Below are 12042 nucleotides of genomic sequence, written 5' to 3'. Positions count from 1 at the left end.
GGAAAGGCATGGTATTTATCGTGAATCTTACAAAACCTGTTATTTTAGCATCTGGCTCCCCACGCCGAAAAGAATTGTTAGCTCTTGCCGGCTTCAATTTTACTGTCTGCCCGGCAAAGGGCGAGGAAGTCACCACAAAAACGCTTCCATGTGATATTGTATGTGAACTGGCTCATCAAAAGGCATTTGAAATTGCAAAGGCACAAAAAGCTCCTTGCTATGTAATTGGTGCTGATACTATCGTTGCATTTGAAAATCGCATATTGGGAAAACCAAAGGACAGCGCAGATGCCGTGCGAATGGTTTCCATGCTTCAGGGCAACACACATCAGGTCTATACCGGTGTGACACTAATTGAAGTCTGCGCTGATGGCAGTCTTCGCGAAAAAAGCTTCTACGAGGAGACAAATGTACATGTCTGTCAAATGACAAAGGATGAAATTGCCTCTTACGTTGCAACAGGAGAACCACTTGATAAGGCTGGAGCCTACGGAATTCAGGGTACTTTTTCAATCTATGTCTCAGGCATTGAAGGCAACTATTTTAACGTTGTTGGCCTTCCTGTTTCTCGTCTTTATCATGAATTTGCTGCTTTTCAAAATGCAGCTCACAAATAAGTGTTCAGCTCTCTTAGGCAAATTAAGGCGGTACCCTTACGGATACCGCCTTGTTTATTTTGGGCTAATCATTTTTATTTACTTTTTGCTGCGCTTTGTAAGAATGATCATTGCCACTACTGCTGCCGCAAGAATAATTCCAATCACAACCAGAATAATTCCGATTATTCCGCTGGCATCCTCAATACCAAGAATCTGGTTGATTTGACCAGACTGTGTGGTTGGCATTGGAAGTGTTGTGCTGGCTTCTGATGCAGCTGATGACGGTGCCGTACTTGGTGCTGTACTTGGTGCCGTACTTGGTGCTGTACTTGGCGCTGTGCTTGGTGCTGTACTTGGTGCTATAGTCGTGGTTGTCTGTGCCTGCGTTGTTACTTCTGGTGTCGTAGTCGTTGGTGTCTGCGTTGTTGCCTCTGGCGTTGTAGTCTCCTGTGTCTGCGTTGTTGCCTCTGGTGTCGTTACCATCGGAATCTCTTCTGTCTTTGTTGCACCACATACTGTACAAGTATAAAGCTTTTCTCCAACTGCAGTTGTTGTTGCTTCTTTCTGTACAACACCATCATTCCATGTATGATTCTCATTCACAGTAAATCTTACACTTGCCAAATTGCCGGCGGCATCGGCTGCTGTAAATACATACGTGCCTGCCTTTGTAATTTCATAGGTAAAGGTATCATTTGTATTTAAGCTGCTTTCTGATGCAATCTCCTGATTATTTAACTTAACAGAATATAGATTTTCATCTTTTACCGTAAGTGTAATCTTTTGATCTAAACAATATATCTTATTAGATTCAGCTCCGCTAATCACTGGTGGTGTCTTGTCAAGCTTAATGCTTATCTGCTTTTCCTGACTAATTGCTCCACTTGAAATATTCATAAGATAATATTTCATTGTGTAGCTTCCCTCTTCGGTGATTACGATTTGTTTGTTTGTTCCAAATGATCCTCTGTCATTCGTAAATGCAATATAGAATCCATCTGGTGCTTTCAGCGTAGCATTTGCACGATACCAGCCATTACTTCCAAGACCCTGCGTTAAGAATTGTGCATCTACATTTACAGTGTACTGCGGATCATATTGTTCACATACAGTACAGATACCATTTGCATAGCTGTGACCGTTGTGCACCGTAATGGTAATGCTTGCTTCATTTCCTGCTGCATCAACTGCCTTAATAGTCTGTTCTGTCTCTGCTGGAGAAACTGTAAGCGTTCCTTCTGCAGTCAGCGATACTGGAGTTCCATTTACTGTAACCTGTACAAGATTTGCATCACTAATTGTAAGTGTCGGAGCCTCACAATATGTCTTTTTGCCTTCTACGCCGCTAATTACAGGCGCTGTCTGATCGAAATTCGCTGTTAATGTCTTCTCTGTACTGATAACCTTGCCGTCTGTGCTTAGCAGATAATAGGTAATCTTGTTTTCGCCTTCATTCAATGTAAGGTCAAGACTAGTTGCTGTGCCAAATGATGACTCATCACTTGTCTGGCTGATATAGTAGCCTGTAGGTGCTGTCAGTTTAATGGTATTTTTGCGGTACCAGTTTCCTGCTGCATCTGGTGTTGTCGGCACTGCATCTGGTACATCATTTGACTGTACTGCCGGTGCCTTATAATTAGGATCAGATGCTCCACAGTGAACGCAAACACCATCTTCAAATGTATGAGTTCCATTTACCGTGATATGAACTGATGTCTCATTTCCTGCCTTATCGCGTAATACGATTTCCTGAACACCTGCTGCCGGTGATGCAGTAAAGCTTCCATCTGAATTTTGACTTACTGACTCTGGAATACTGCTTGATGCAAGATCAAGGTTTTCTTCAACAACACTAAAGGTTACTGCTTCACAATAAACCTTTCCCTCTTCAAGACCATTGATCTGCGGTGCTTTTGTATCAAGATACAATTTACGTGTACGCAGCTCACTTATTGTTGTATTATCTTCTTTAATCAGATAATACTCAATCTCATTTTCACCTTCCTCTAATTCAATATCAAGAGTCGGCATTCTGCGTAATCTTGCATAAGGATTTTCAACAATATTGTAGCCTTCTGGTGCAGTAAGAGTAATGTATTTGGTTCGATACCAGCCATCTGTACCCTGTCCGTCTGCCGCAGTACCATCCTCATTTAATGCTTTGAGCGTGATATCAGGAATATTTGTATCTTCTGTAGGTTCTGGCACATAATCAGGATCAGATGCTCCACAGTGAACACAAACACCATTTTCAAATGTATGCGTTCCATTTACTGTGATATGAACTGATGTCTCATTTCCTGCCTTATCACGTAATACAATTTCCTGAACACCTGCCGCCGGTGATGCAGTAAAGCTTCCATCTGAATTTTGACTTACTGACTCTGGAATGCTGCTTGATTCAAGATCAAGGTTTTCTTCCACAACACTAAAGGTTACTGCTTCACAATAAACCTTTCCTTCTTCAAGACCATTGATCTGTGGGGCTTTTGTATCAAGATATAAAATCTTTGTACGCTGCTCACTGACTGTTGTATTATCTTCTTTTATCAGATAATATACGATATGGTTCTCGCCTTCCTCTAATTCAATATCAAGAGTTGGCATTCTTCCTGATCTGTCATACAGATTTTCAATAATGTTATAGCCTTCTGGTGCAGTGAGAGTAATATTTTTTGTGCGATACCAGTCATCTGTACCCTGTCCGTCTGCCGCAGTACCATCCTCATTTAATGCTGTGAGCGTGATATCAGGAATATTTGTATCTTCTGTAGGTTCTGGCACATAATCAGGATCACTTGCATCACAGATGAGACATTTTCCCTCTGAGAATGTATGACCATTATTCACGATTACATTTACAGTAGTCATGTTTCCTGCCTCATCTACTGCTGAAACACTTAACTGATTTTCTCCTGGCTCTAACGTAAAACTTCCATTTTCATCAAGTGAAACTGGCTGTCCGTTTACTGTAACTGTAACAGCATTTTCATCTGTCACCGTTACTGTCTGTGCCTCACAATATGTTTTTCCATCTTCAATTCCTTCGATAACAGGCGGTTCTGTATCGGCTGGCTTTGTCGGATTTACAGTCACATTTACTAATGCAGTAATTGTATTATAGATAGACGTGTCTTCTGGTGTATAAACTGCCGTATAAGCACCATTTTCCGGGATAATGCTTGCTTCAAGCCAGCTCCATCCTTCAGGCAATTCAACAGTTGTAAGTGACTGTCCCTCATCAATACTGATACTGTCCGGACACTGCGTCTGCGGTGTCGGATCTAATTTATTGATCTTGATTGTAATGACAATATTTTCTACTATATTGTAGTTTTCAGTGTCATTTGGAACATAACGAACTGCTGCTGGTGCTTCCTCTTGTGCTGGAAGTGTCGTTGCCGGATCAGTCTGCCACTCAAAATGACCATTAGAATCACTCGGAAGCTCAATCTCTGACAATGGTCTTGTCACATATCCTTCCAGTCCAACTGGAGGTGTATAAACTGGATCCATCTTCTGAACTGGTTCTGGGGTTGGTTCCGGTGTAGGTTCAGGCGTTGGCTCTGGCGTTGGTTCTGGTGTCGGCTCCGGAGTTGGTTCTGGCGTTGATTCGACTGACTTTTCAATTAACGTTACATCATTTTCAATTGCCATACCTGATACAACATCAGTCAGCGTGCCATCTGCTCCTGCCATCTGCCACTGACATCCATCTTTAAAAATGCTGTCTGGCACAATACCATTTGTATAGACAACAGAATCCTCTCTTGCATCATCTTCATAATCAAGTATCCACTTATAGACACGTGAGTAACTCTCGTCTGTCTTTTTAATCAATACAGGCATCTGATCCGTTCCCATAAGCTGTGAAAACTTTGGATCTGTAAAACCTGAATTTAATGACCATGCTGCCGCTCCATCTGCAAACTGTGATGTGTCAAGTACTGTTACACCTGCAGGCGCTTCTGTCACAAAAAGACTGTTTTCTACACTTTCCTTATGCTCTGTAAATGCAGCTGATACGCTTCCATTTCCTGTTGTGCTTGAATATCCTGGTGCATAATTTAACAGAATCGGCGTAACTGCATCTTCTCCCAACATATTTGTAATGCTGAAATTACTTGAGTAAACAGATTCAATCCTGTTTTCATTATCAGCAGCAAACTCACTTACAAACGCATCACTTTTTGAAGAAGTCACTGATGCGCCTGATGTGACGCAGGCACTAATGCTTCCTTCATTTCGTCCTGTTAACACACCTGCATCTGCATTTGACGTGATAGATGTGTTTTCCAGTTTAAGCTCTGTAACATGGCCTGCACTTCCAATATAGCCAAATACACCTGCAAGCGCATTTTGCGCAATATTTTCAATAGGCTGTGTTCCAAGCACTGCTGCCTGTTCTTCTGATACCTTGCTGACTAAGTCCACACCGTTTATCTGGTTCAGAATGATATTACTGATACTGTAACCATTTCCATCAAATACACCGTCATAGCTTTTTCCTGTCTGTGTCTCGACATTATAATATCCAAGCGGTGTCCATGAATACGCTGCTAACGCGCTCATGTCAATATTATCGGCTAAGCTTACATTCTGTGTCTCTAAATCTCCTGCATAAAAATGCTGAACAAACCATGCCAGTTCTCCTGCATTCTCAATCTTATATGCACGGATATCGCTGTAGCCAAGCTGTGCCATATCCTGATTTTCGATCACCTGCGGCTGCTCAAATTCTGTATATCCATTTATCTGAGTAACTCCATTTATATATTGGCTTTGTTCCTCTGCCGATACTGGAATATTAATCATGAGCATAGCGGCTGATGTCAACACTGCACTCCATTTTGCTTTTTGTCGTTTCATCTTCATCATATCGGACCTCCTGTCCGGTCAGGGTCATTCTCCCTCACCTTTTCTTTACTTTCAGTATAACAGCCGTTCTCTGCAATGTCACCTTAATAAAACACGTTATTTTTTACAAATTCCTTACGAAAACTAATAGCGCTCTTTTAAAAACTCTGATACATTCGTATGTCCATAGTGCACAAGCTTGGCATCAAACTCTGCCATCTTTTTCTGAATCATATCCTTATCTTTTTGTTTTAACAGACTGCTTTTCTCATACCGCTCAACCACTTCTTTTGCATCCTTATATGACTGCAGCGTAAGATCCTTATAATTATTTTCCAAATACATTTGAACTGTATTTAATTTTTCTTCGATTTCCTTTAATGCCTTTTTTCGTTCAAACATTAATATTCTCCCTTCTCATCTGCACAAATTTATATTGGCATACCATTAAATTTATGTTATACTAAATCTAGTATAACACTTTTTCAGAAAAGACAGGAGGTTTTTTTATGCCAACACCACATAATAATGCACAAAAAGGTCAGATCGCAAAAACTGTTTTAATGCCTGGCGATCCGCTGCGCGCAAAATTTATCGCTGATACCTTTTTACAGGATGCCGTTCTTGTAAATGAAGTACGTGGTATGCTTGCTTATACCGGAACTTATAATGGAAAACCAGTTACCGTTATGGGCAGCGGAATGGGTATGCCAAGTATCGGTATCTACTCCTACGAGTTATTTAAGGAATATGATGTAGACCGTATCATTCGTATCGGAAGCGCTGGAAGCTACAGCTCTGACGCAAAGATTTATGATGTCGTTCTTGCTACTTCCGCAGTCAGTGAGTCCACCTATGCAAAGGTTCAGTCTGGCTACGACAAGGATGAGAGCTATCCATCCAAAGCACTCAATGATTCCCTTCGCGCTGCTGCAAAGCGTCTTGGAATTAATATGATTGAGGGTGCAATTCACTCTAGTGACGTCTTCTACCGCCAGCCGTCTGATGAAAAGCCAACCTATTGGGAAAAGCTTCGCGATGAGCGTGGCTGTCTGGCTGTTGAAATGGAAAGCTTTGCACTGTTTGCAAATGCTTCGGTACTAGGCAAAGAAGCTGCCTGCCTTTTAACAATCTCTGACAGCTTTATAAGCCCAGAGATCACTACTGCCGAAGAACGTCAGACTTGCTTCACTAACATGATGAAGATTGCTCTTGAAAATTTATAAAACATTATGAAAAAGGTGCGCCGATTACTTTCCTCGGCGCACCTTTTTTATACATTTAAATATCATACTCCTCGTAGCAATTGCCCAATACTTCGCAACCTCAAACCCAATACAAGTTTCTTTTCACTGCTCCCAATGCTTTATTTACATCACAAAGCAGTTCTTCACCGCAAAACTGCTTGTCGATTTTTTGTATCCTTTCCACAGCAATCTCAAATGCTCTTGTAATCAGTTCCTTATACATATTAATCTGATTTTCTGGCTTTGCAAAAACAAAATTTCTATAATTTATTCGCAGTCTCACCTCTGCAGTCATCTTTGTAGCACTATAATATCGCTTCTCTTTCCAACAGCTTTCCTCATAAGAACTTTCTTTCATAATGACTGCAAAAATGCCAAGCTCTCTCAATGCATTTCCGTAGCTCCTGGCTCTTATTTCATCCAACATCGGATCAACTACTTGCATTACTTCACGAAAACATTTCACAGCCCCTTCCTCTGTCTCCCCTGCCAAATAAATAACTGTACTTTTATTTTTCACTTTTTCTTCCTTTTCTGTTAGACCAAATGCCTGTCTAACATCATATACTAACTTGTCCCTTTGAAATTCAGGATCAGCAATTTTCGCTTTGTTGGCTGCTATTTCTAACGCTCTGCTTACATGCTGCTTATATAGTTCCACGCGTTTTTCAGCTTCTGCATTACAGAAACTTTTATAATTTAACCGCAGCCTAATATCTGCTTCCTTCCTCACCTTACTGTAGTATTGTCGTTCGCAGTAGCCACCAGAATCATACATTTCTTCCTTCATTATGATTGCGAATACACCAACACTTGTCAACGCGCTTCCATACTCATTTTTTCTGATATCATCCAAAAGTGAATCTACCATATTTCGTATGGGAAGTAACAAACTACCAGCACGTCCTTCAGTTTCTGAACTCAAATAAATTTCCATTATATTAACTCTCCCCTCCAAAAGAAAACAATATTAGCGAAGCACCATCTATTCCCTGAATCAAATATATCACTTTATTTATTCCTTTTTCATCACATACAAGATTAATAATATTCGCAATCTCTTTATAATTTTTTTCAAGTTTGGGTAATAACTCCATTAGTTTATCCACTTGCTCAAATTCTCCAATCAATAAAAAAGATGACAAACTTGCACCTTTAAAATAGTTAACTGCTTGTTTTATGCTTTTCTGTGCTATTCTTGCCTTTCCGAACTGTATCATATAAGCACTTTCTTCACAATTCTTTTCTATCTCTTCGGTTACAGCGAGCATATACTTTTTTCTTATATTTTGCCACATATGACCTATATATTTTTTCTTATAATCATAATCTATCATATTTGCTGTCCATAGCTCGACTGGAACTCCATCTGACAGCTTTGTAATTTCCTCTGCTGCAAAATCTCCATCTATTTCCTCATCTTCATCATAATCCAATATCTGTGCCTTAATGCCTTTCTTTATTTCTTTTAGAGCAGTAAAATACTGCGCACAGTCGTTAACGATTATCTTTTTCATCAAATTTTACCCTCTTATTTTTTCAATATCAAAGATTCTTTTTTATCTGAGATTCTTTTAATGCTGTCAAATATGAACTGCTATACGCAAATGCTTCCTCCTGAGAAATTAACCACTTTTTCAAATCATCAATTTCTCCTTCTCTATCCAAATAAATTCTTGGTAAATTATGAAGTCCCATCAGAATAAGCCACATTTGTTCTTTTCTCTTTTTTTCAGAAATCAGTCTTTTTAACCCTTTTGTTTTCTGGCTCTCCTGAATGATTCTTTCACCTTTTTCAATTAATTCAAGCATTTTAGAATCAGTTTTTACATTTGCTTTGCCACAAAATTTCATCATGTCAGAGTCTTTTCTCTGTAGTACATTTCCTACATAAACATCTGCATTTTTCAAATATAAGACAATCTCTTTTATTTCTCCAAAAGAAACATCTATTTCTAACTCAATTAGTTGTATCAGTTGTCTCATCACGGCAAAATCATTAAGCAATTTTTTCTGTTCATGATTATTCCATCTTCCTGATATTTTAAAACCTTTTTCATGAACCATGAATTCATATAGCAATTCTCCACATATCGTTTCTTTTGAATTTCCCATTTCGAATCACCACCTTCTAATTTAATAGAAAAAAGGTGCGCCGATTACTTTCCTCGGCGCACCTTTAAATCGTTGCTATATACTTATTACTTGATTAATTCCTTATCAATCACCTTAAAGTTTGCCCTATGGATATAGAGTGCCTTTCCATCTTCTCGAAAAAAAGATTGAGGAATTCAAGACGATGGGATGCACGTTATTTTTGTAATAGCCACTCTTCTACAATTTTTTGATCCATCTTTACCAACTTTGCAATTCGTTCAATCGTAAAGCCTTCCTCATGATAAAGCTCATAAGCCATCTCTTTTTTAGCTTGAGTTTCACCCTCCTCCAAGCTTTTTTCTCGATTTTTCTTTAATTCTTCTTCAATTTCGTCCTTCATAAGCTCTCGTAATGCTTCACACATGCCTGTCGACCTCCTAACCTCATCATACTTTTCCTTATTTGCTGCCACACTTACCTGTAACACAGCATCCGCCTTTTCTTTATCGCCTGGCTCTTTGAAATTCTTTGCCATCTCTGTAAACTTTTGGATATCCTCTTTTTCTGCACTTTTGGATAATACCTTTAAGCTTTCATGGTTTTGTGACTCTAATTCACTCGTTACAATAATTTGCGCTGGAATGGCAAGTCCTTGTACATAATAGATACCAGATACATGTTTTTCAATTAGATATCCATAACCAGCAAGCTTATTGAATAATTGCTTCGGTACTGTCGCTCGAAATAGAGAAATCGCTAGCTCCTCTAGCGGAATCTGCTCTACCTTTTCGCCTAATCCCTTATACAAATATGCATAACCAAGCGTTTTGAAAAAGTCATCAATCGTCATACCATCATCTGGAGACTTGTACTCAATTACATTGTGTCTACGAAAAATACGGCCAATTTCATTTTGAATTTGCACATTTTTTCGCTTCTCAATGATCAAAAGATCCATCTGTAATGGCTTCTTGCTTAAATTATATTCTCGCTTAAACTCAAGATCTGCTTTGTTTAAACGCAATTCAAGCTCTGCCGCTGCACAGAAAGCAGGATGCCACTGTAGTTTCGCATTTGATTGCTTTTTGTTTGGTTGTACCATCAAAAGTCCTCCAATTTATTTTATGTATTTCCAAAATTGTGGATTTTATCTGGTGTATTTTCTGACAGATACCTCGATCATTTTCTCTTTTGCACGTTATAAATAGGTTTCCTTTCAAAATAATTATAGCATCAGAACTTATGTTTTGCAAGGAGAAGTTCAAAAAAAAATCAGGGAGAAGTCATTCTGCATGATTTCTCCCCCAATTTTGTATTACCTTAGAAAGCTGCTGTTAAAAGCATTTTTATGAATTGTAAAATCAGTTGCCAAATGCTTGTTATAAGTTGCATGGACGGAACTGCTATTCCATTCACAAACATTGCGATCAAAATCTCAATGAGAGAGATTTGATTGACTGTTTTCGGTGGCTCTATTTGCTTTTGCGGTTCAGTCGGTTTTGACGGTTCCTCTCGATTTTCCGGCTTACTTGGCTTTGTTGGCTCAACTCGGTTCTCTGGCTTACTCGGCTTTGTTGGCTCTGGCTTAGCTGGAAGCTTTGCAATCTCTTCCGTATAAGAATCTCCACATTTCTCACAGGTGTAGGTTCTAATTCCTGCGCTTTCTGTGGTCGCTTCTTTTGTCACTTCATCTTTATAAGTATGACCGAATGCAACGATTGGTTCTCCACTAGACAGCTTTACACCACAGTCCTTGCAGTAAATATCTCCTTCATATCCATTCTCAGTACAAGTTGCCGCTTTCGCATCGCGAACCTCGGTGTCTCCTACATGATTGGTTGGATCTTTTTCTCCGTATGGCTTTCCACAGATCTCACAGATTGCTTTGTCCTTACAAGTTGCGGTTCCTCCACTGCACTTGCTCATCACTGCACCACAGTAATCACAGGTATGCTTTCCTTCTCCTGCTTTGTGGTCTCCGATTGCTACTGCACAGCCATAGTCACATTTATGGTCATGGTCGACATCAATATGTTTTCCTACCTCTGCTCCACATACATCACAACTATGGTCTTTGTTGTCATCCTTATGTCCTGATGCTGCGATTGGTTCTCCACTTGACAGCTTTGTGTTACAGCCCTTACAGTAGGTATCACCTGTGTAACCATCCTCGGTACAGGTTGCTGCTTTCGAATCTCGAATCTCTTTGCCTCCCACATGGTTGGTTGGATCTTTTTCTCCATATGGCTTTTCACAAATCTCACAGATTGCTTTGTCCTTACAAGTTGCGTTTCCACCACTGCAACTAACTCTTACTTTGCAAGTATCACAATAATGATCTCCATGGTTTCCGCAAGCACAGTATTCGGAAGCATTTGGAGCACCATGCATAGCATCATCAGCATAGCGAATATCTTTTTCTTTATCCTCATAGTTCTCCCTCCTTAACTAAAATCATCGAAATACTTATTCCGCACCTTCCATTGAATAGATAAAAATTCGTTACAATATCTGCCTTACTGATACGACACTGTCTAAACGGATTTTTATAATCGTATTCTACTACCATCCTGTCTCCTCCTTTCACTTTTGAAAATTCCGTTATCCTTTATATTCAGCATATCATATTTATCCTCTTTGCGTAACCGCCATTTCCAAACAAAAATGGGGGATAAAAAAACACGGCATTCCCCTAAAAAATGCCGTGTTACTAGCTGTTATTGCTTGTTTTTCCTTGATTTTTTCCTTTTAAATCTATTTTTCCAAATCTGGAAATACCAAAAATAAATTACTGAATTTCTGTCGAAATATACTCGTTTGGCTGACTTGAAATGGTTGTATTTACTAGCTTTACCTGTACGCCATCTTCCTCTGGTGTCAGTGTCAGCGTATCTTCCTCTAGCATTTCAATCTCATACACCTTAATCACGAGCGAGCCATCTTTCATGCCCCATGCACCGATGACTGGCGTATCTACCTGATTTTTCTTGGTGTACAAAGGAGTGCAATGGACCTTGCGGCAAGTTTTCTTCCACTCTCCTCTGCCTGCCAGATAGCGAATTTCTCCTTCTTTGTCGGTCTCTTTGTGAATCATACAAAACTGGCCATACATGCCATCTCCGCTCCTGCCATATAACTATCCTCCTTATCTTATCACGAAACCACGGTGACACCCATGGCTCTTCAATCTTAATATAGAAAATCCCCAGTGCAGCAACACTGGGGATTTTTGCTTTTATTTT

General features: G+C 39.6%; 11 protein-coding genes. 2 read left to right on the top strand and 9 right to left on the bottom strand.

Going from position 1 to position 12042, the window contains the following annotated elements; translation table 11 throughout:
- Positions 1 to 20 precede the first annotated feature (20 nt).
- Positions 21 to 617: a nucleoside triphosphate pyrophosphatase gene (locus tag LKD48_RS04125; RefSeq protein WP_227100038.1), complete on the top strand. Its 597-nt coding sequence runs from the start codon at positions 21 to 23 to the stop codon at positions 615 to 617.
- 78 nt (positions 618 to 695) lie between these two features.
- Here the strand turns inward: LKD48_RS04125 and LKD48_RS04120 are convergent, their stop codons facing one another.
- Together LKD48_RS04120 and LKD48_RS04115 are read right to left on the bottom strand one after the other, a co-directional pair.
- Entirely contained in the window at positions 696 to 5477 is a 4782-nt protein-coding gene (locus LKD48_RS04120) for a hypothetical protein (RefSeq protein WP_308731282.1), read from the bottom strand.
- A gap of 123 nt (positions 5478 to 5600) precedes the next feature.
- Complete coding sequence (locus LKD48_RS04115) at positions 5601 to 5858, bottom strand: hypothetical protein (protein WP_227100040.1); 258 nt, start codon at positions 5856 to 5858, stop codon at positions 5601 to 5603.
- A 107-nt stretch (positions 5859 to 5965) separates the two neighbouring features.
- Between LKD48_RS04115 and deoD the strand changes: the two genes are divergently transcribed.
- On the top strand, positions 5966 to 6682 hold the full coding sequence (gene deoD, locus LKD48_RS04110) for a purine-nucleoside phosphorylase (RefSeq protein WP_066559867.1): 717 nt from the start codon (positions 5966 to 5968) through the stop codon (positions 6680 to 6682).
- A gap of 100 nt (positions 6683 to 6782) precedes the next feature.
- Here the strand turns inward: deoD and LKD48_RS04105 are convergent, their stop codons facing one another.
- From LKD48_RS04105 to LKD48_RS04075, 7 genes are all read right to left on the bottom strand, one after another.
- The gene (locus LKD48_RS04105; protein ID WP_308731281.1) at positions 6783 to 7640 is read right to left on the bottom strand and encodes an Imm44 family immunity protein; all 858 of its coding nucleotides are present in this window, start codon (positions 7638 to 7640) and stop codon (positions 6783 to 6785) included.
- Positions 7641 to 7644: 4 nt separating this feature from the next.
- A complete protein-coding gene (locus LKD48_RS04100; protein ID WP_308731280.1) occupies positions 7645 to 8220 on the bottom strand; it encodes a hypothetical protein in 576 nt (191 codons plus the stop codon).
- A 28-nt stretch (positions 8221 to 8248) separates the two neighbouring features.
- Positions 8249 to 8818 (bottom strand): hypothetical protein, encoded by a 570-nt coding sequence (locus LKD48_RS04095; protein WP_308731279.1) that lies wholly within the window; start codon positions 8816 to 8818, stop codon positions 8249 to 8251.
- Positions 8819 to 9014: 196 nt separating this feature from the next.
- The gene (locus tag LKD48_RS04090) at positions 9015 to 9902 is read right to left on the bottom strand and encodes a hypothetical protein (RefSeq protein ID WP_308731278.1); all 888 of its coding nucleotides are present in this window, start codon (positions 9900 to 9902) and stop codon (positions 9015 to 9017) included.
- Between the two features lie 218 nt (positions 9903 to 10120).
- Positions 10121 to 11017, bottom strand: coding sequence for a hypothetical protein (locus tag LKD48_RS04085; protein WP_308731277.1), 897 nt, complete (start codon positions 11015 to 11017; stop codon positions 10121 to 10123).
- A 211-nt stretch (positions 11018 to 11228) separates the two neighbouring features.
- A complete protein-coding gene (locus tag LKD48_RS04080) occupies positions 11229 to 11369 on the bottom strand; it encodes a hypothetical protein (protein WP_308731276.1) in 141 nt (46 codons plus the stop codon).
- Between the two features lie 219 nt (positions 11370 to 11588).
- Positions 11589 to 11912 carry a hypothetical protein gene (locus tag LKD48_RS04075; protein ID WP_308731275.1) on the bottom strand — a complete coding sequence of 108 codons (324 nt, stop codon included), beginning with the start codon at positions 11910 to 11912 and terminating at the stop codon, positions 11589 to 11591.
- Positions 11913 to 12042: the final 130 nt, after the last annotated feature.

Origin of the sequence: Anthropogastromicrobium aceti (assembly GCF_020687335.1) — a bacterium.
GTDB classification, from domain to species: Bacteria; Bacillota; Clostridia; order Lachnospirales; family Lachnospiraceae; genus Anthropogastromicrobium; species Anthropogastromicrobium aceti.
The sequence above is the reverse complement of the archived record's forward strand: the minus strand, read 5'-3'. Positions and strand labels throughout refer to the sequence as shown.